Source organism: Streptomyces sp. NPDC059852 (genome assembly GCF_042731455.1).
Taxonomy (GTDB): Bacteria; Actinomycetota; Actinomycetes; order Streptomycetales; family Streptomycetaceae; genus Streptomyces.
Window position 1 is genome coordinate 13359 of sequence record NZ_JBHWJK010000016.1, and the last position, 19303, is coordinate 32661.

18 protein-coding genes are annotated in these 19303 nt (G+C 72.9%); 11 read left to right on the forward strand and 7 right to left on the reverse strand.

From position 1 onward, the window contains the following. Window positions 1-35: 35 nt before the first annotated feature. Window positions 36-2180, reverse strand: coding sequence for an excinuclease ABC subunit UvrB (gene uvrB, locus ACFV46_RS20900; protein WP_385499152.1), 2145 nt, complete (start codon window positions 2178-2180; stop codon window positions 36-38). 40 nt (window positions 2181-2220) lie between these two features. Then, complete coding sequence (locus ACFV46_RS20905) at window positions 2221-3084, reverse strand: MHYT domain-containing protein (RefSeq protein ID WP_385499155.1); 864 nt, start codon at window positions 3082-3084, stop codon at window positions 2221-2223. Between the two features lie 276 nt (window positions 3085-3360). Between ACFV46_RS20905 and ACFV46_RS20910 the strand changes: the two genes are divergently transcribed. The 4 genes from ACFV46_RS20910 (at window position 3361) to fdhA (ending at window position 7713) form a co-directional block, all read left to right on the forward strand. Continuing rightward, on the forward strand, window positions 3361-4236 hold the full coding sequence (locus ACFV46_RS20910; RefSeq protein ID WP_376727982.1) for a glycerophosphodiester phosphodiesterase: 876 nt from the start codon (window positions 3361-3363) through the stop codon (window positions 4234-4236). Window positions 4237-4283: 47 nt separating this feature from the next. Then, window positions 4284-4838, forward strand: coding sequence for a methylated-DNA--[protein]-cysteine S-methyltransferase (locus ACFV46_RS20915; protein WP_376727983.1), 555 nt, complete (start codon window positions 4284-4286; stop codon window positions 4836-4838). Window positions 4839-5021: 183 nt separating this feature from the next. After that, window positions 5022-6305, forward strand: a complete 1284-nt coding sequence (locus ACFV46_RS20920; protein WP_385499158.1) for an MFS transporter — start codon at window positions 5022-5024, stop codon at window positions 6303-6305. A gap of 181 nt (window positions 6306-6486) precedes the next feature. Next, entirely contained in the window at window positions 6487-7713 is a 1227-nt protein-coding gene (fdhA, locus tag ACFV46_RS20925; protein WP_385499159.1) for a formaldehyde dehydrogenase, glutathione-independent, read from the forward strand. A gap of 74 nt (window positions 7714-7787) precedes the next feature. Here the strand turns inward: fdhA and ACFV46_RS20930 are convergent, their stop codons facing one another. Further along, entirely contained in the window at window positions 7788-8216 is a 429-nt protein-coding gene (locus tag ACFV46_RS20930; protein ID WP_376728029.1) for a VOC family protein, read from the reverse strand. Window positions 8217-8314: 98 nt separating this feature from the next. On the opposite strand from ACFV46_RS20930, the gene ACFV46_RS20935 reads away from it, so the two are divergent. Both ACFV46_RS20935 and ACFV46_RS20940 read left to right on the forward strand, forming a co-directional pair. Continuing rightward, window positions 8315-9223 carry a pseudouridine-5'-phosphate glycosidase gene (locus tag ACFV46_RS20935; RefSeq protein ID WP_385499161.1) on the forward strand — a complete coding sequence of 303 codons (909 nt, stop codon included), beginning with the start codon at window positions 8315-8317 and terminating at the stop codon, window positions 9221-9223. Further along, window positions 9220-10155 carry a carbohydrate kinase family protein gene (locus ACFV46_RS20940; RefSeq protein ID WP_385499163.1) on the forward strand — a complete coding sequence of 312 codons (936 nt, stop codon included), beginning with the start codon at window positions 9220-9222 and terminating at the stop codon, window positions 10153-10155. The genes ACFV46_RS20935 and ACFV46_RS20940 overlap by 4 nt, the downstream gene beginning before the upstream one ends. A 30-nt stretch (window positions 10156-10185) precedes the next feature. On the opposite strand, the gene ACFV46_RS20945 is transcribed toward ACFV46_RS20940, so the two are convergent. Continuing rightward, complete coding sequence (locus tag ACFV46_RS20945; RefSeq protein WP_385499166.1) at window positions 10186-10998, reverse strand: methyltransferase domain-containing protein; 813 nt, start codon at window positions 10996-10998, stop codon at window positions 10186-10188. 274 nt (window positions 10999-11272) lie between these two features. Between ACFV46_RS20945 and ACFV46_RS20950 the strand changes: the two genes are divergently transcribed. After that, complete coding sequence (locus tag ACFV46_RS20950) at window positions 11273-12400, forward strand: magnesium and cobalt transport protein CorA (RefSeq protein WP_361929986.1); 1128 nt, start codon at window positions 11273-11275, stop codon at window positions 12398-12400. A 72-nt stretch (window positions 12401-12472) separates the two neighbouring features. Here the strand turns inward: ACFV46_RS20950 and ACFV46_RS20955 are convergent, their stop codons facing one another. Continuing rightward, the gene (locus ACFV46_RS20955) at window positions 12473-12910 is read right to left on the reverse strand and encodes a CBS domain-containing protein (protein ID WP_361929989.1); all 438 of its coding nucleotides are present in this window, start codon (window positions 12908-12910) and stop codon (window positions 12473-12475) included. A gap of 145 nt (window positions 12911-13055) precedes the next feature. Further along, window positions 13056-13688, reverse strand: coding sequence for a uridine kinase (locus tag ACFV46_RS20960; RefSeq protein ID WP_385499168.1), 633 nt, complete (start codon window positions 13686-13688; stop codon window positions 13056-13058). Window positions 13689-13799: 111 nt separating this feature from the next. Between ACFV46_RS20960 and ACFV46_RS20965 the strand changes: the two genes are divergently transcribed. The 3 genes from ACFV46_RS20965 to ACFV46_RS20975 all read left to right on the forward strand — a co-directional run bounded on the left by ACFV46_RS20965 (window position 13800) and on the right by ACFV46_RS20975 (window position 17086). Beyond that, complete coding sequence (locus ACFV46_RS20965) at window positions 13800-14663, forward strand: DUF2293 domain-containing protein (protein WP_385499170.1); 864 nt, start codon at window positions 13800-13802, stop codon at window positions 14661-14663. Window positions 14664-14952: 289 nt separating this feature from the next. After that, window positions 14953-15432: a DUF1772 domain-containing protein gene (locus ACFV46_RS20970; RefSeq protein ID WP_385499270.1), complete on the forward strand. Its 480-nt coding sequence runs from the start codon at window positions 14953-14955 to the stop codon at window positions 15430-15432. A 166-nt stretch (window positions 15433-15598) separates the two neighbouring features. Further along, on the forward strand, window positions 15599-17086 hold the full coding sequence (locus ACFV46_RS20975; RefSeq protein WP_361929998.1) for a glutamate synthase subunit beta: 1488 nt from the start codon (window positions 15599-15601) through the stop codon (window positions 17084-17086). Window positions 17087-17127: 41 nt separating this feature from the next. Here the strand turns inward: ACFV46_RS20975 and ACFV46_RS20980 are convergent, their stop codons facing one another. Then, complete coding sequence (locus ACFV46_RS20980) at window positions 17128-17694, reverse strand: carboxymuconolactone decarboxylase family protein (protein WP_385499172.1); 567 nt, start codon at window positions 17692-17694, stop codon at window positions 17128-17130. Window positions 17695-17741: 47 nt separating this feature from the next. On the opposite strand from ACFV46_RS20980, the gene ACFV46_RS20985 reads away from it, so the two are divergent. Continuing rightward, window positions 17742-19235 carry a PLP-dependent aminotransferase family protein gene (locus tag ACFV46_RS20985; protein WP_385499174.1) on the forward strand — a complete coding sequence of 498 codons (1494 nt, stop codon included), beginning with the start codon at window positions 17742-17744 and terminating at the stop codon, window positions 19233-19235. Window positions 19236-19303: the final 68 nt, after the last annotated feature.

Consider the following 19303-nt stretch of genomic DNA (forward strand, 5'->3'; position numbering starts at 1 on the left):
CGCGGGCCGGGTCAACGGGCGAGGACATGGGCCGGTCAGGCGATTCCTGCCTCCTTCATCTGACGCAGCTCCTTCTTCATCTCGGACACCTCGTCCCGCAGCCGGGCCGCGATCTCGAACTGGAGGTCCGCGGCGGCGGCGCGCATACGCTCCGTCAGGTCCTCGATCTGCTGGGCGAGTTCGGCCGCCGGCTGGTCGGTCGGGACGGTCTCCTTGGCCTTGGACCTCCCCTTGGCCGGCTTCGCGGCCTGCGCGGCCTTGCCGCCGAGCGACGGGACGGGCGCCTTGGTGCCCCGGCCGTCCTTCTTCGCCCGGTAGCCGGTGCCGAGCAGTTGCTCGGTGTCGACGTCCTCGCGGGCGATCTGCGCGACGATGTCGTTGATCTTCTTGCGCAGCGGCTGCGGGTCGATGCCGTGCGCCTCGTTGTACGCGATCTGCTTCTCACGGCGGCGGTTGGTCTCGTCGATGGCCTTCTCCATCGCCGGGGTGATCTTGTCCGCGTACATATGGACCTCGCCGGAGACGTTGCGCGCCGCGCGGCCGATGGTCTGGATGAGGGACGTGCCGGAGCGCAGGAAGCCCTCCTTGTCCGCGTCGAGGATCGCCACCAGGGACACCTCCGGCAGGTCGAGGCCCTCGCGCAGCAGGTTGATGCCGACGAGGACGTCGAACTCTCCGGCGCGCAGCTCGCGCAGCAGCTCGACGCGGCGGAGCGTGTCGACGTCGCTGTGGAGGTAGCGCACCTGGATGCCGAGCTCCAGGAAGTAGTCCGTGAGGTCCTCGGCCATCTTCTTGGTGAGCGTCGTGACCAGGACGCGCTCGTCCTTCTCGACGCGGCCGCGGATCTCGTGGACCAGGTCGTCGATCTGGCCCTCGGTGGGCTTGACGACGACCTGCGGGTCGACGAGGCCGGTCGGGCGGATGATCTGCTCGACCTGGCCGTCGGAGCGGGAGAGCTCGTAGGTGCCGGGGGTGGCCGACAGGTACACGGTCTGGCCGATGCGCTCCTGGAACTCCTCCCACTTCAGCGGCCGGTTGTCGAGGGCCGAGGGCAGACGGAAGCCGTGGTCGACGAGGGTGCGCTTGCGGGAGGCGTCGCCCTCGTACATGGCGCCGATCTGCGGCACCGTGACATGCGACTCGTCGATGACGAGCAGGAAGTCGTCCGGGAAGTAGTCCAGCAGTGTGTTCGGCGGGGAGCCGGGCTCGCGGCCGTCGAAGTGCATCGAGTAGTTCTCGACGCCGGAGCAGGTGCCGATCTGGCGGAGCATCTCCAGGTCGTACGTGGTGCGCATGCGCAGCCGCTGGGCCTCGAGCAGCTTGCCCTGCTTCTCCAGCTCGGCGAGGCGCTCGCCGAGCTCCTTCTCGATGTCGTTGACGGCGCGCTCCATGCGCTCCGGGCCCGCGACGTAGTGGGACGCCGGGAACACGTAGAGCTGCTGGTCGTCGCTGATGATCTCGCCGGTGAGCGGATGCAGCGTGGACAGCGCCTCGATCTCGTCGCCGAACATCTCGATGCGTACGGCGAGCTCCTCGTAGACCGGGAAGATCTCGATGGTGTCGCCGCGGACCCGGAAGGTGCCGCGGGTGAACGCGAGGTCGTTGCGCGTGTACTGGATGTCGACGAAGCGGCGCAGCAGCTCGTCCCGGTCGATCTCCTCGCCGACCCTCAGCGGGACCATGCGGTCCACGTACTCCTGCGGGGTGCCGAGGCCGTAGATGCAGGAGACCGAGGCGACCACGACGACGTCGCGGCGGGTGAGCAGCGAGTTGGTCGCGGAGTGGCGCAGGCGCTCGACCTCCTCGTTGATCGAGGAGTCCTTCTCGATGTAGGTGTCCGACTGCGGGACGTACGCCTCGGGCTGGTAGTAGTCGTAGTACGAGACGAAGTACTCGACGGCGTTGTTCGGCAGGAGTTCGCGGAACTCGTTCGCCAGCTGGGCGGCCAGCGTCTTGTTCGGCGCCATCACCAGGGTGGGGCGCTGGAGCTTCTCGATCATCCACGCGGTGGTCGCGGACTTGCCGGTGCCGGTCGCGCCGAGGAGGACGACGTCCTTCTCGCCTGCCTGGATGCGCCGGGCGAGGTCGGCGATGGCCGCGGGCTGGTCGCCGTTGGGCTGGTAGGGGCTGACGACCTCGAAGGGCGCCACCGTGCGTTCGATGCTGGAAACGGGCCGCATGCCATCAACCGTACGACCCGCCACTGACAACGCGGCCCGATCAGTGGTTCTGGGGGGTCCGGGCGGCTCGCTGGACGGTACGGCGGGCGGTGTGCGCCGGGTGGCGGAGCCGGCGCGGGACGGTGGCGTGGGCCGGTACGCCGGGCTTCTCCTCGGCAGGGGGTTCCTCGGGCTGTCCCAGGACCGTCCTGGGCCCGAAGATCATGACGGCTCCGGCGAGGAGGAGGAAGGCGAGCGGGCCGACCAGCATCGGCGCGAGCAGGGAGGCGGGTGAGTCGCCGGCCGTGGCGGGCACGGTGTGATGCAGATGGACGCTGAGGGCGGCCATGCCGGTGTAGTGCATGCCGCTGGCGGCGAGGCCCATGATCAGGCTGGCGCCGACGCTCCAGAGCACACCCCTGACCTGTCCGGCGGCCCAGAGGGCCGCGGTGGCGGCGAGCATCGCTATCAAGACGGAGGCGGCGACGGTGAGCGTGTTGTACTCCAGCCTGCCGTCCAGGCGCATGCCCGCCATACCGAGGTAGTGCATGGAGGCGACGCCCAGGCCGGTGATGGTGCCGCCGGTGAACAGGGCCGTCCCGCGCGCGCCGCGGCTGCCGACGATGAAGATGCCGATGCCCACCATGACGATGGCGAGGGCGAGGCTCGCGAACGTGATGGGCTTGTCGTAGTGGATCGGCGTCTCGTCGACGGTGAAGCCCATCATGGCGATGAAGTGCATGGTCCAGATGCCGGACCCGATGGCGACCGAGCCGAGGGCGAGCCAGGCGGGGCGCCGGGAGCGCGCGACGAGCATCGACCTGGTGGTGCAGCGCAGCCCGAGCGCACCGCCGAGGCAGGCCATGAGGTAGGCCACCAGCGGTGTGACGATCCCGTAGCTGAAACCGTCGACCGTCCCCTGCATACGAGGCTGCCCTTCCGCCTGTTTACATCCCGGAATGTTCGATCGTGCGCCCCCTCCCGGGACCGCCCGAGCGGGCCAGGGTTGAGGCAGAGAGTAACCCCCACCGCAAGGCTCGAACGATTCTCCTGCAAAGAAACACGAGCCTGCCTCAGTTGTGCGGCACGAGTGAGCGGACGGGGCAACTCCGGGCGTTCTGCGGCCGACCCGCACTCCTTCGTCGTTGACCCTGTGCTGTCAGAGTTGAGCTGACCGTGATCTTCGACACGAGGAGTACGTATGCACGCGCGCGCTGTTGCCGCCACGACGGCCGCACTGCTGGGAACGGCCGCCCTGCTGTTTCCCGCTCCCGCCGCCGGCGCGGGCGTCCGGGCGGAGCGACCGACGGTCATCGCCCACCGCGGGGCCTCCTCCTACGCGCCAGAGAACACGTTGGCCGCCGTCGACGCGGCCGCCGGCCTGGGCGTCGAGTGGGTCGAGAACGACGTGCAGCGCACCAAGGACGGCGAGCTGGTCGTGATCCACGACGACAACCTGAAGCGCACCACGGACGTGGAGGAGGTCTTTCCCGGCCGGTCCCCGTGGAAGGTGAAGGACTTCACAGCGGCGGAGATCGCCCGGCTGGACGCGGGCAGCTGGTTCGGGCCGGAGTTCGCGGGCGCGCGCGTGCCGACCCTGAGGCAGTTCGTGGACCGGGTGGAGTCGCACGGGCAGAAGCTGCTGCTGGAGATCAAGAACCCCGAGCTGTACCCGGGCATCGAGCAGCAGATCCTGAAGACGCTGGACGACGAGGGCTGGCTCGACGCCTCGCACCTGGCGGGCCGGCTGATCGTGCAGAGCTTCAGCGCCGACAGCGTCCGTGCCGTGCACGAGCTGCGGCCGACGGTGAAGACCGGTCTCCTCGGCACGCCGTCCGTGGCGGACCTGTCGCGGTACGCGGTCTTCGCCGACCAGATCAACCCGTCGTACACGACGGTCTCCCCCGGCTACGTCTCCTCCGTCCACGAGTTCGACGGACCGCACGGCGGGCCGCTGGAGGTGTTCACCTGGACCGTGAACGACGCGGACACCGCCCGGCAGGTCGCCGGGTACGGGGTCGACGGGATCATCACCAACAGCCCGGACGTGGTGCGGGACGCGTTGCCGGCCGGCTGAGCGGTGCTCCGGGACGCGTTGTCAGTGCCGGCCCGTACGGTGAGCACATGGACAGCCACGGGCAGGACGAGCAGCGGGTGGTGTGGGCCGTCGTCGGCACCGCCATCGGTCCGCTGATGCTGGCCGCCACACGGGACGGCCTGGTCAGCGTCGTGTTCCACGCCACGCCGGAGATACGCGAGAAGACGCTGGAGCGGCTGGCCGCGCGGCTGGGCGCCGATCCGGTCGAGGACTCCGGGTCCGCCCTGCTCGCCGAGCCGATACGGCAGATGGAGGAGTACTTCGCGGGGACGCGCAAGGACTTCGACCTGCCGCTGGACTGGTCGCTGATCTCGGGCTTCAACCGGCAGGTCCTGCGCGAGCTGGCCTCGTCGGTGCCGTTCGGGGCGGTCGTCGGGTACGGCGATCTGGCGGGGCGGGTCGGGCAGCCGGGCGCGGCCCAGGCGGTCGGTATGGCGATGGGCGCCAACCCACTGCCGGTCGTGGTGCCGTGCCACCGGGTCGTGGAGAGCGGCGGCGGCATCGGGGGCTTCGGGGGTGGCCTGGAGACCAAGCGGAAGCTGCTGGCGCTGGAAGGGGTCCTGCCGGAGCCGCTGTTCTGACCGGGGCGCCGTGTCCGAGCGGCGACGAGCGGCGGACCGGCCGGGGTAATCGGTTGGGCCGGCGCTTCGAAGGGGGGAGACTGCGCCCGTGACGACGACATTTTTCACCCGCCCGTACGCGGCCGGTCCGGTGTGTCGCCTTGCGCCGTCCGGCTGGACGCACGCCGCGTCCGGGCAGGCGTCATGACGAGTGTGGAGCGCCGGGCGGCCGCGCCGGCGACACCCCAGGATCTCGCGGCACTGCGGCGTCGGACGTCGGCCGTGCTGATCGCCACGCAGATCCTGGGCGGCCTCGGGGTCGCCACCGGCATCGCGCTCGCCGCGGTCCTCGCCAAGGAGGTCAGCGGCACCGAGTCGCTGTCGGGGCTCGCCCCCACGGCGACCGTCGCGGGCACAGCGGTGCTGTCGATGCCGCTGGCCGCGCTGATGAACGCGCGGGGGCGCCGTCCGGGGCTCGTCCTGGCCTATCTGATCGGCGCCCTGGGCGCCGGGGTCAGCGTGGTCGCGGCCAGGGCCGGAAGCTTCCCGCTGCTCCTGTGCGGGCTGGCGGCGTTCGGCGCGGCCTCCTCGGCGAACCTCCAGGCCCGTTTCGCGGCCGCCGACCTGGCCGAGCCCGAGCAGCGCGCGCGTGCCATCTCGCTGGTCGTGTGGGCGACCACCATCGGCGCGGTGATCGGGCCGAACATCGCGGCACCCGCCGGCCGCAGCGTCACCGGCCTCGGGATACCCGCGGCGGCCGGCCCGTTCCTGTGGGCGGCGGGGATCTTCCTGCTGTCCGCGGTCGTGGTGGCCGTACTGCTGCGCCCGGACCCGCTGCTGACGGCGCGTGCCCTCGCACCGGTGGAGGAGCGGTCGCCCGCGGGGCGCTCCCTGCGCGCGGGCGTGGCCGCGGTGGCCGCCTCGCCGCGGGCCCGGCTGGCCGTCGTGGCGGTCGCCGTGGCGCACACCGCGATGGTGTCGGTCATGTCGATGACCCCGGTGGACCTGGAACATCACGGCGCCGGGATCGAGCTGATCGGGCTGGTCATCAGCGGGCACATCGCGGGCATGTACGCCTTCGCCCCGCTGATGGGCCGGCTGTCCGACCGGCTGGGGCGGCTGTCCGGGATCGGGCTGGCCGTGGGGCTGCTGGCGTGCGCGGTGTTCCTCGCCGGTACGGCGGGCGGCCGGCACGGGCAGACGGCGGTCGGCCTGTTCGTGCTGGGCCTCGGCTGGTCCGCGGGTCTCGTCGCGGGTTCGGCGCTGCTCACGGACTCGGTGCCGCAGGCCGCGCGAGCCGCCGCGCAGGGCCTGTCGGACTTGGTCATGAACGCCTCGGCGGGCATCGGCGGCGCGGCCGCGGGTCTCGTCGTCGCCACGGCCAGCTACGCCTGGCTGAACCTCTTCGCCGCCTGTCTGCTGCTGCCGCTGGCGACGCTGGCCCTGTTCACCCGGAGCGGACGGACGGGAGCCGTCGCGGGCGACTGACACGTGGCCCCCCCCCGCCCCCGAACAAGGCTCCTCTCAAGCCGTCATGGACCGCCGCGGCCGGTGGACGCGTGACGGCTGGCCGGACGGCGTGAGCGGTAGCAGACTCGGATGTGCGCGCAGCCGCTGGTATCCGACTGACTTCCGGAAGACACGGGAGCCGAAGGGACGGAGGTCACGCATGAGCGGAAACAGGGCAGTGGCGTATCTGAAGCCGGGCGCGGTCGAGGTCAGGACCATCGACTATCCGACGCTCGAGCTGAAGGACGGTCCGGGAGTCCATCCTGACAACGTCGGCCGGGTCTGCCGGCACGGGGTGATCCTGAAGATCCTCGCGACCAACATCTGCGGAAGCGACCAGCACATGGTGCGCGGGCGGACGACCGCGCCGGCGGGGCTGGTCCTGGGTCACGAGATCACCGGAGAGATCGTCGAGCGGGGGCCCGACGTCGAGTTCCTCGACGTGGGCGACATCGTCTCCGTACCGTTCAACATCGCCTGCGGGCGTTGCCGCAACTGCAAGGAACGCAAGACGGGCATCTGCCTGAACGTGAACCCGGCCCGGCCGGGCGCCGCCTACGGCTATGTCGACATGGGCGGCTGGGTCGGCGGGCAGGCCGAGTACGTGATGGTCCCCTACGCGGACTTCAACGCGCTGAAGTTCCCCGACCGGGAGCAGGCGCGCGAGAAGCTGCTCGACCTGACCATGCTGTCGGACATCTTCCCGACCGGCTTCCACGGTGTGGTCAGTTCGGGCGCCGGGGTCGGGTCGACGGTGTACGTCGCCGGGGCGGGCCCGGTGGGGCTCGCGGCCGCCGCCTCGGCGCAGCTGCTGGGCGCAGCCGTCGTCATCGTCGGCGACCTGAACGCCGAACGCCTCGCGCAGGCCCGCAGCTTCGGGTGCGAGACGGTCGACGTCTCGCAGGGCAGCGCCGAGGACCAGATCGCGCAGATCCTCGGGGAGCCCGAGGTGGACGCCGCGGTCGACGCGGTCGGCTTTGAGGCACGGGCCCATGGCAAGGACGCCGGGGAGGCGCCCGCCACGGTCCTCAACTCGCTGATGGGCCTCACGCGCGCGGGCGGTGCCCTCGGCATCCCCGGCCTGTACGTCACGGACGACCCGGGTGGCGTCGACCAGGACGCGCAGACCGGCACCCTGAAGGTGCGCCTCGGTCTCGGCTGGGCCAAGAGCCACACCCTGACGACCGGGCAGTGCCCCGTCATGAAGTACCACCGGGGCCTGATGATGGCGATCCTGCACGAGCGGGTCCACATCGCGAAGGCGGTCAACGCCACCGTGATCGGGCTGGAGGACGCACCGGCCGGCTACGCCGACTTCGACCAGGGGGCGAGCCGCAAGTACGTGCTCAACCCGCACGGGGCGCTGGACGGCCTGCAGCGGGTCTGACGCCGGAGGCATGCGGGAGGGGGCCACGCGCGCGTGGCCCCCTTTCCAGGTCACCAGGTCACCTACTCACCAGGTCAGTCGTAATGCCGGGCCTCGAACACATTGCCGTCGGGGTCGCGGAAGTAGAAGCTGCGCGTGGCGTTCCCGCGGGCGCCGAAGGAGTCGCGCGAGATGTCCGACACCGGTGTGCCGCCCTCCTCCAGGCGGGCGCGCAGGGTGTCGAAGTCGTCGCCGGGCAGGGCGAGGCAGACGTGGTTGACGGGGTGGCCGGCGCTCCCCGCGGCGCCGGGCAGCATCTTCATCCGCTCGGCCATGGTGAGCGGCATGAGGTCGATGATCGTCTCGTCGTTGAGGCGGACGGACGGGAACGGCACCGCTCCTTCGGTGAACTCGGTGAGCCGGACGGGCTCCATGCCGACCGTCTTCTCGTAGAAGCCGGCGGCCGCCACCGGGTCGCGGACCCACAGGACGACATGGTCGAGACGTGCGGTGTTGTCCTTCATGCGCTCCAGGCTGGTGTCGTCCCCCACAGGCCGCAAGGGTTTGACCGGCCGCGTGTGTCGCCAGGGATGAGGTGTACCGACAGACAGGAGGCGGTCGCGTGGTGCTGGTGGTGTCGGAGGAAGTGCGGGAGGCGGTCGACGCGCGTCGCCCGGTGGTGGCCCTGGAGTCCACGATCATCGCGCACGGGCTGCCCCGTCCGCACAACCTCCAGGTGGCGCTGGAACTGGAGGACGTCGTACGGCGGGAGGGCGCGGTGCCCGCGACGATCGCCGTGCTGGACGGACGGCCGCATGTCGGCCTCGACAAGCAGCAGTTGGAGCGGATCGCCAACGAGGACGGCATCCGGAAGCTGGGGCACCGGGATCTGCCGCTTGCGATCGCGGCAGGGGCGAGCGGCGCGACGACGGTGTCGGCGACGGCCCAGCTGGCGGCACTGGCCGGTGTGCGGGTGTTCGCGACGGGCGGTCTGGGCGGTGTGCACCGGGAGTGGACGGTGACGCAGGACGAGTCGGCCGACCTGGGACTGCTGGCACGGACCCGCATCACCGTGGTGTGCGCGGGTGTGAAGTCGATCCTGGACGTCCCGGCGACGCTGCAGCGGCTGGAGACCCTGGGGGTGGCGGTGGCCGGGTACGGCACCGAGCGCTTCCCCGGCTTCTATCTGTCCGACTCGGGACACCCGGTGGACTGGACGGTGCGCTCACCGAGGGAGGTGGCGGAGGTGATGCGCGCTCAGGACGATCTCGACGGGCCCCCGTCGGCGCTGATCGTCGCCAACCCGGTGCCGGAGGAGGAGCAGCTCGACCCGGACCTGCACGCGCGTGTGCTGGCCGAAGCGCTGCAGGCGTGCGAGGAGCGCGGCGTGACCGGCCAGGCCGTCACCCCGTTCCTCCTGGACCACCTGGTACGGCACACCGACGGCGCCTCCCTGAGCGCCAACCTGGCGGCGGTGCGCGGCAACGTACGGCTGGCGGGCCGGATCGCGGCGGCCTGGACCGGGATGTGAGCGCGGAGGCGGCCCAGGACCCGGCGCCCTCGCCGGGTGCCCTCCTGGTCGTCGGGGACGTGGTGACGGACGTCGTCGCCCGCCACGACGGGCCGCTCGCCTCCGGCACGGACACGGCGGCGGCCATCCGGACCGTGCCGGGCGGCGCGGGCGCCAACGTGGCCTGCTGGGCGGCGTACCGGGGCTGCGCGGACGTACGGCTGCTGGGGCGGGTCGGGGCGGACGCGGCGGCCTGGCACGAGCGGGAGCTGGTGGCCGGCGGGGTACGGCCCCTGCTCGTCGTCGATCCGAAGGCGCCGACCGGGACGGTGATCTGCCTGGTCGACGGCGGCGCCGCCGCCGAGCGGACGTTCCTCACCGACAGCGGCGCGTCCCTGCGGCTGGACCCCGGGGACTGGTCGGAGGACCTGCTCGACGGGGTCGGGCATCTGCATCTGTCGGGGTATCTGCTGTTCTCGGAGCCGAGCCGGGCGCTGGTGGCGGCGGCTCTGCGGTCGGCACGCGCGCGGGGCGTGCGGGTGAGTCTGGATCCGGCGTCGGCCGGGTTCCTGGTGCGCCTGGGCGCAGACCGCTTCCTGGAGGCGGTGGCGGGAGTGGACGTCCTGCTGCCCAGCCGGGACGAGGCCCGCCTGCTCACGGGAGTGGCCGACGCGGCGCGGGCGGCGGCCGAACTGAGCCGACTGGTGCCGCTGGTGGTCGCCAAGCAGGGCGCGGACGGGGCGCTGGTGGCCCGGGGCGGGGCCGTGTGCGCGCGTCTTCCGGCCGAACCGGCGGAGGCGCGGGACACGACCGGGGCGGGGGACGCCTTCACGGGCGCCTTCCTGGCCGCGCTGCTCAGGGGCACCGGTCCCGAGGAGGCGGCGCGGGAGGGTTGCCGGGCCGGTGCGCTGGCCGTGGGACGGGTGGGTGGCAGACCCCCCTCGGCGACATGAGGCGCTGCAGGTGAGGTCGGGCTGGGCGGCTCAGCCGCCGTTCTCCTCCGGCGCCTTGCGGCCCCACGCCGAGATCATCGGGGCGGTGGCCAGGTCCATGGTGCCGGCGGCCACGTTGGCGAGGTGGCGGTCGATCTCCGCGTCGGTGGCGATGCCTTCGGCGACGAGCCGGTCGCGGATCTGCCGGACGGTGGCGGACTCCAGCGCTGCGCAGGCGGTCGAGGCGAGCGGGAAGTAGGCGTCGGCCTCCACCCGCTGCAGCCCGGCCTCGCGCAGCAGCCGCGGCAGCCGGCGGCCGTAGGAGAGGTCGGCGCCGCGGTCGGCCAGGAGGGTGCGGAAGCCGTTGCGCAGCCGGTTCGCGAGCTGCTGCTCGGGGCCGTGGTCCTCGGGGCAGAGCAGGGGCTGCAGGGCCGGGTCGGCGTCCTCGATCAGCAGGCGGCCGCCGGGCCGCAGGGCGCCGATCATCGACTTCAACGCCTTGTCCCGGTCCGGCACATGGACGAGGACGAGCCGGGCGTGCACCAGGTCGAAGCCCTCGCCCGGGGCCTCGTCGGCGGCGACGTCGTGGACGCGCACCTCGACCGGCGGGCGCGCGGCCGGGGTGAGCCGGGAGGTGTCGATGTCGGTGGCGACGACCCGCCCGGTGGGACCGACCTTCTTGGCCAGCCAGGACACCACCGAGGTGCCTCCGGCGCCGACCTCCCAGCAACGCCAGCCGGGGCCGGTGCCGAGCCGTTCGAGGTGCCGGAACGTCGTGGGGTCGAAGAGTGCGGCGAAGGCGTCGAAGCGCTCGGCTGCCTCGGCCTGCCGGTTGTCGAGGAGGTATCCGTCGGTTCGCGTCATGGGCCGATCATCCCAGTTGCCGCCCTTGTCCGAAGAGGGCGACGCTCGGCCCGCCGCCCCGATTTCCGCCGTTCCCACCGCCGCCGGACCCGGCTGCGCCCGCGTCGTCCACAGGCGGGAACCAAGCGGAATGCGCTGCTCCCACAGGCTCACCCGCGTCTCTCCCCCACCTGGCAGACTGGCGGCCACGACGCACTCCGCGGCGAGAAACACGGCCCGGGGGCCGTCGAGATGACCCGCAGGAGATCCGACGCAGGGACGCAGGGGGGTTCAGATGTCCATGGCAGGCAATCTGCGCAAGGTCACCGGCCTGTCGAAGGTCGGCCGCCTGCGCAAGGTGGCACGGCTGACCCGTCGGCGTCCCCGCGTCGACCTCAGCCATCCGGCCAGGTCCCCGCTGGGCTCCTCGGTGGTGAACTGCGTGATCTATCAGGACGGTGCGCGGGTTCCGGAGAGCGGTGACGCGGCCGAGGCCCTGCGGCGGGTGCGCAAGCGCGGCGGCGGATTCGTCTGGCTGGGTCTTCACGAGCCCACGGACGCAGAGTTCGCCGGCATCGCGGAGCTGTTCGCCCTGCATCCGCTGGCGGTCGAGGACGCGGTGGAGGCGCATCAGCGGCCGAAGCTGGAGCGGTACGGCGACACGCTGTTCGCCGTGTTCAAGACGGTCTGCTACATCGAGCACGAGAAGCTCACGTCGACCAGTGAGGTGGTCGACACGGGCGAGATCATGGTCTTCACCGGCCATGACTTCGTGATCACCGTGCGGCACGGACGGCACGGCTCGCTCGGGCCGTTGCGCGAGGAGCTGGAGTCGGACGCCGAGCAGCTCACCAAGGGGCCGGCCGCGGTGCTGCACGCGATCGCGGACCATGTCGTGGACGACTATCTGAGCGTCATCGACTCGGTGCAGGAGGACATCGACGAGGTCGAGACGGACGTCTTCGCGGAGAACGGCGCACGCGCCGACCCGGGGCGGATCTACCAGCTCAAGCGTGAACTCCTGGAGCTGAAGCGGGCCGTGGTGCCGCTCAGCCGTCCGCTGGAGGAACTGGCCACCGTGCCGATCCGGGTGGTGGCGCCGGAGATACAGGCGTACTTCCGGGATGTCGCCGACCATCTGCTGCGGGTCAAGGAGCAGCTGTTCGCCTTCGACGAGTTGCTGAACTCGATCCTCCAGGCGCATCTGGCGCAGGTCACCGTCGCCCAGAACGAGGACATGCGGAAGATCACGGCGTGGGCCGCGATCATCGCCGTGCCGACGATGGTGTGCGGCGTGTACGGGATGAACTTCGAACACATGCCGGAGTTGCGGTGGACGTTCGGCTACCCGCTCGTGCTGGTCGTCATATCCGTGGCGTGCGTGGTCCTGTACCGCGGATTCCGGCGCAACGGCTGGCTCTGAGCGGCGCCACGCCCCCGTCCGGCACGGCCGGCCGGGCGGAGGCGTCCGGGAGGTGACCCCGTGGGCCGCGGGTCAATGCGTCATCGTCTCCCCGCTGCGGGCGTAGACGCTCTCGGCCCAGTGGCCGATGTCGCCCTCGGGCAGGTTCCGGGCCAGGTCGGCCTCGCTGATCATGCCGACGAGGCGCTTGTCCTCGATGACCGGGAGACGGCGGATCTGGTGCTCCGTCATCTCGCGGAGGACATCGCTGATGTCGGCGTCCGAGGGGATCCAGCGGGGCGTCCCCTGGGCCATGTCGCCGGCGGTCACCTTGCTCGGGTCGTGGCCCATGGCCACACAGCCGACGACGATGTCGCGGTCGGTGAGGATGCCGCAGAGCCGTTCGTTCTGGTCGCTGATGGGCAGGGCTCCGACGCCCAGGTCACGCATCATCTGGGCGGCCCGGTCCAGGGTCTCGTGAGCCGGGATCCACTGGGCGCCGCGGTGCATGATGTCTCCGGCAGTGGTCATGGATTACCTCCCGTTGCCGGACGGCCGGCGCGGCGCGGGACGCACCGCTAGTCCCGGCGGAGTCAATTCTCTCCGGGCCCGCGGACCCACGCACCTGGAGCGCCGGGCGCCGCCTCCGGGGCGGCGGCGGGCGGGGAGGCCCCGGTCAGCCGTTCCAGGCGGGATGGCGGGGGTCGTCGGCGCGGACCAGGACGTCGGCCGCGCCGGCCGGGTCGGTCTCCCGGTCGTAGCGCTCGAAGGCCGGAAGGGTCCACTGGTCGGCCTCGGGGGTGCGGCGGCGCAGGGCGCCGGGTGAGAGGAGGACGTGGACGGTCAGATCGAACGGGAACCAGTGCCGCAGGAGGAGGGGGCCGTGGAGCAGGAGCACACCGCCGGGTGGGAGCAGGGTGTAGGCGCTGCGGGTCGCCCGGTCGGTGACCGGGTCCCACAGGTCGGGCAGCACACGGCCGTCACCGCCGGGTTCGAGGGGGCCGAAGACCTCGCGCCACAGGGCACCGGTGTCGAACCAGCCGTCGTAGTAGGCGTCCACGTCCCGGTGCCCGTACTCCAGCCGGACCGAGGCGGGCCGCAGGAAGCCCTCCGCGCCGACGGTGAGGGCGGGACGGCCGCGTACCTGCAGTACCTGGGCGACCCGCTCGGCCAGCTCTCCCGGGCGGGCCGCCGGGGCGCCGTCGAGGGCGACCCGCGGCCAGGCGCCGCCGTCGGCCGGCTTCAGGTCGAGAAGCCGTTCGGCCAGCCGGTCGGCGAGCCGCTCCCAGGTGATCGCTTCGAGTCGCACAGGGCCCATGATGCGGCAGCCGGCGACCTCGGGGCCCGGCGCCCCCGGTGCCGTGGGGCGCGCGGTGGGCCGAGACGTTCCGCGGCCGGGCCGGGAGGGGATGAACCGGGCATGGCAGCGCCCTCGGCCACCCCCGCGACACGCACCGGTCCCCTCGTCGTGCAGCCGCTCCGGAGGCGGCACTGCGCGGCGTGCCACGCGGGGCCGTTGCGGATGCTCGTGCTGGAGGACGGAGCGCCGCGGTGCCTGGACTGTGCCGACCTCGGGCATCTGGTGTTCCTGCCACGCGGCGACACGGCGTTGACGCGCCGGTCGCGGGAGGAGAGCGGGCTGTCGGCGGTGGTCGTCAGGTTCAACCGGCGCAAGGGACGGTACGAGCGGCAGGGCGTCCTGGTGGAGGAGGCGGGGCTCGCCCGGGCGGAGCGGCGCTGCCTGGCGGACGCGGAGGCCCGGCGACGGCGCCGGGCGCGGGACGCGCGGCGGCGCGAGCACGAGGACGCGCGGTTCACGGACGCCTTCGCGGCGGAGATACGGCGGCTGTTCCCGGGGTGCCCACCGGACCGGGCGCGGGACATCGCCGGGCACGCCGCGGTACGGGGCAGCGGACGGGTGGGCCGCAGCGCGGCGGGGCGCGCGTTGTCCGAGGGTGCCGTCACCTCGGCGGTCGCGGCGTCCGTACGGCACCTGGACACCCCGTACGACGACCTGCTGATGAGCGGCCTGCCCCGGCCCGAGGCGCGCCGGCGGATCGCGGCGACGGTGGAGACGGCGTTGCGGGGGTGGCGGGCGGGGGGATCGGGTCTGACGGGCGCCGAGGGATCGGGTCTGACGGGCGTCGAGGGATCGGGTCCGCCGGGTGCCGGGAGTGTGGGTCCGCCGGGCGCCGAAGGAGCCGGTGCTCGAAGGGCTGGAGGAACCGGTCCCTCTGGCGCTCCCGACGCCCCGGCGTACCCGGGCAGTGCCGGCCGCCTCTGACGGGCCGGTCGCGGACGCCGACCGGGCATCACGCGCCGCCGCCCCCGTGACCGCCCTCCGGCCCACACCCCGGAGGCCCCGTCCGACACCGGGGACCTCGCGTCGCCTTCTCCCCGTCACCGTTGGCCAGGCAAACCGCCGAAGGCCCTCGCTCCCATGGACGCTCACGTATGTGATCGGGTCGCTCGGCCATGGGCACCGTATGCGCACAGGGTTTTCCTGGTGGGGAGCTGTGGTGGCGGGAGGGGCCGGGCAGGAACCCGGCGGAACACGGGAGATGACGTTGGACATGATGGACGGGCCGTACTTCGTACTCGTCGTGCTCGGGGTGGTGGGGACCGGCCTGGTGGCGGGCGTCTTCTGCGCGTTCTCGACGTTCGTGATGCCCGCACTCGCCGCGCTGCCCCCGGCGCAGGGCGTGGCCGCGATGAGGGCGATCAACAGGGCCGCGCTGAGGCCGGCGTTCATGCTGCTGTTCCTGGGGGCGGCGGTGCTGTGCGCGGTGATCGCCGTGGTGACCTTCGTGCTGTGGCCGGACGGGGTGACCGTGGAGCTGCTGCTGGGCAGCGCGCTGTATCTGTTCGGTTCGTTCGGGGTGACGATGACGGCGAACGTGCCCCGGAACGAGGCGCTGGCGAAGCTGGAGCCCGGCGCCCAGGAAGCGAGCGCGTACTGGCCGGCGTATGTGCGGGAGTGGTCGGTGTGGAACCACGTCCGCACGGTGGCCTCGGCCGCCGCGACGGTGTCGTACGCGCTGGCGCTCAGCTGATCACCGCCCGGGAAAGCGCTGCCGGCCACCCTGCGCACGTGCCGGACGGGACGTATCGTGGCCGCAAGGGTGCCGCCCGACGAGGCACGGCACACGGACCTGACACACCGACCCGGCACGCGGACGTGATCCGCGGACGCGGCACACGCGCGCGAGGAAGACGGCCATGGCCGATCCCAAGGGTTTCCTGAACACCCCCCGCCAGGACTGGCCGCGCCGGCCGGTCGGGGAACGGGTGAGGGACTGGGACGAGGTGTACGTCCCGGGGGCGCTGCTGCCGATCATCAGCGAACAGGCCGACCGCTGCATGGACTGCGGCATTCCCTTCTGCCACGACGCCTGCCCGCTGGGCAACCTCATCCCCGAGTGGAACGACCTGGTCTCGCGGGAGGACTGGCGGGACGCGGCGAACCGGCTGCACGCGACGAACAACTTCCCCGAGTTCACCGGGCGGCTGTGCCCGGCGCCCTGCGAGGCCGGGTGCGTGCTGGCGATCAACCAGCCCGCCGTCACCATCAAGAACGTCGAGTGCGCGATCGCCGACCGGGCCTGGCAGGACGGCCTCACGCCACCCCGCCCCCCGGACCGGCTGTCGGGCCGGACGGTCGCGGTGATCGGGTCGGGGCCCACCGGCCTCGCGGCGGCCCAGCAGCTGACCCGCGCGGGGCACACGGTCGCCGTGTACGAGAAGGACGACCGGATCGGCGGGTTGATGCGGTACGGCATCCCCGAGTTCAAGATGGAGAAGCACCATCTGGAGCGGCGGATCGAGCAGATGCGTGCCGAGGGGACCCGGTTCCGGACGTCCACGGCGGTCGGACGGGACATCGGGGCGGCCGAGCTGAGGTCCCGCTACGACGCCGTCGTGCTCGCCACGGGGGCCACGGCCTGGCGTGAACTTCCGGTGCCGGGCCGCGAGTTGCGCGGCATCGAGCAGGCGATGGCGTATCTGCCGCTGGCGAACCGGGTGTGCGAGGGGGACCTCGAGTCGTCTCCGATGTCCGCCGCCGGGAAGCACGTCGTCATCGTCGGCGGCGGCGACACCGGAGCCGACTGCCTCGGCACCGCCGTCCGGGAGGGCGCCGCGTCCGTGACGCAGCTGGACATCTACGCCCAGCCGGACGCCGAGCGGGACGACGACGCCGAGCCCTGGCCGACGTATCCGAAGATCTACCGGTTGTCGGCCGCCCACGAGGAGGCGCGGGACCTGGGGTCGGCTCCGGCGGCGGACGCCGACGCCCGGCTGTTCGCCGCGTCCACGCTCCGCTTCTCCGGCGACGACGACGGGCATGTGCGGCGGCTGCACCTGGTCGAGGTGGACGCGCTGCGCCAACCCGTGCCCGGCACCGAGCGGACCCTGCCCGCCGACCTCGTGCTGCTCGCGCTCGGCTTCTCCGGTCCGGACCGCGCGGACGGGCTGGTCGATCAGCTCGGGCTGGAGATGGAGCCGCGCGGCACGATCACCCGGGACGCCGGGTTCGCGACGAACGTGCCCGGCGTGTTCGCCGCCGGGGACGCCGCCCGGGGGCAGTCGCTCATCGTGTGGGCGATCGCCGAGGGACGGGCGGTGGCGGCGGCCGTCGACCGCTATCTGACCGGCCAGTCCCGTCTGCCGGCACCGATATCGCCGTACGACCGGCCGATGACGGTGTAGACGAGGCACAGGTGCGGGTGGCGGCGCAGGCGTGCGGCCGGCTACCGGCCCGCCTGGCGCCGCTCGTCCGTCCCCGCGACCTTGCCCGTCGCCAGGGCCACCCTGTTCCAGGTGTTGATGGTCATGATCAGGCCCAGGAGCTGGGCCAGTTCTCCCTCGTCGAAGTGGGCCGCCGCGTGGGCGTAGACGTCGTCCGTCACACCGCCGCCGGACACCAGGGTGACCGCCTCGGTGAGGGCCAGGGCGGCCTGTTCCCGCTCGGTGAAGAAGTGCCGGGCCTCGCGCCAGACGGCGACCATGTGCAGCCGGTCCTCGCTCTCCCCGGCCTTGCGGGCGTCGTTCGTGTGCATGTGCAGGCAGTAGGCGCAGCGGTTGAGGTGCGAGGCGCGGATCTGGACGAGTTCGACGAGGGCGGGGTCGAGGCCGGCCCGGGCGGCGGCGTCGAGGCCGATGATCGCGCGGAAGACCTTGGGAGCGGCCTTCGCGAAGTCCAGGCGGGTCCGCGCGGCCCCGGCCGCCGTCACCGTCGCGCCGATGTCCGGGACGGCCCCGCCCTCGACTCCGGTGGCATCCCAAGTTCCGTCAGACGTGCTGGTGTTCGTCGTCATGTGCTCCAACCTACGGCGGTCGGCGACCGGCTGTAGGGTGCAATTCCATGGCGGAATCATGGGTCAATTCGGCCGAGCGGATCGGGGCCGACCTGCATCTGGATCTGGCGGCGCACGCCGGTGCGGGCGGCCGGCGGGCCGCGCTGGCCCGGGCGCTGCGCGAGGCCGTACGGGCGGGGCGGCTCGCGCCGGGCACCCGGCTCCCGCCGTACCGTTCGCTCGCCGCCGACCTCGGGGTCGCCCGGAACACCGTGGCGGACGCGTACGCGGAACTGGTGGCCGAGGGCTGGCTCACCGCCCGGCAGGGCTCGGGGACCCGGGTGGCCGAGCGGACCCGGAAGGCCGAGCGGACCCGGGTGGCCGAGCGGACCCGTCCCGCCCGGCGCACGGAGCACCCGTCCCGCGGGGCGCCGGCGCGGGCCCGCGGCCCCCGGCACGACCTGCGGCAGGGCACCCCGGACGCGTCGGCGTTCCCCCGCGCGGCCTGGCTGGCCTCCTACCGGCGCGCCCTGCACCGGGCGCCGAACGAGGTCTTCGGGCCCGGCGACCCGGCCGGACGGATCGAGCTGCGGGAGGCGCTGACCGAGTATCTGGCCCGCGCGCGGGGCGTGCGCACCCGGCCGGACCGCATCGTGATCTGCTCGGGTTTCGCGCACGCGCTGCGGCTGCTGTTCGGGCAGGACCGCGGCGCGCCCGGCGGGGTGCTGCGCGGCCCGCTGGCCGTGGAGGCGTACGGGCTGGGTTTCCACCGGGAGCTGCTCGCCGCCGCGGGCGTGCGGACCGTGCCGCTCCCCCTCGACGAGGACGGCGCCCGCGTCGACCTGCTGGCACGCGAGCGGGCCGTGCTGCTGACCCCGGCGCACCAGTTCCCGACCGGCGGTCCGCTGCACGCCGAGCGCCGGGCCGCCGTGACCGACTGGGCCCGCGCGCGCGGCGCGGTGGTCCTGGAGGACGACTACGACGGGGAGTTCCGCTACGACCGCAAGCCCGTCGGCGCACTCCAGGGACTCGACCCCGAGCACGTCGTCCTCGTCGGCTCGGTCAGCAAGAGCCTGTCCCCGGCGGTGCGGCTGGGCTGGATGGTGCTGCCGGAGCGGCTGGTCGGGGACGTGCTCGCGGCCAAGGGTGAGCGGGAGGCGTGGGCGAGCGTCCTGGACCAGCTGAGCCTGGCCGACCTGATCGCCTCGGGGGCCTACGACCGGCATGTACGGCGGATGCGGCAGCGGTACCGGAGCCGGCGCGACCGCCTCGTGGCCGCGCTCGCCGCGCACGCGCCGCACGTCGAGGTCACCGGCGTCGCCGCCGGACTGCACGCGGTGCTGAGGCTGCCGCCCGGCACCGAGCGGTCCACGGTGAAGGCGGCGGCCTGGCAGGGCGTCGCGCTGGACGGCCTCGCCGCGTTCCGGCACCCGGCCGTGGCGGAGGCGGCCATGCCGGCCCGGGACGGCATCGTCGTCGGCTACGCCACACCCCCGGAGCACGCCTACGAGTCCGCGCTGGAGGCCCTGTGCGGGGTGCTGCCACCGGGGGACGGCGGCTGATCGAACCGGAGGAAGGCCGGGACGCCCTCGGACGGCGGCAGCTGATCGAACCGAAGGAAGGCCGGGAC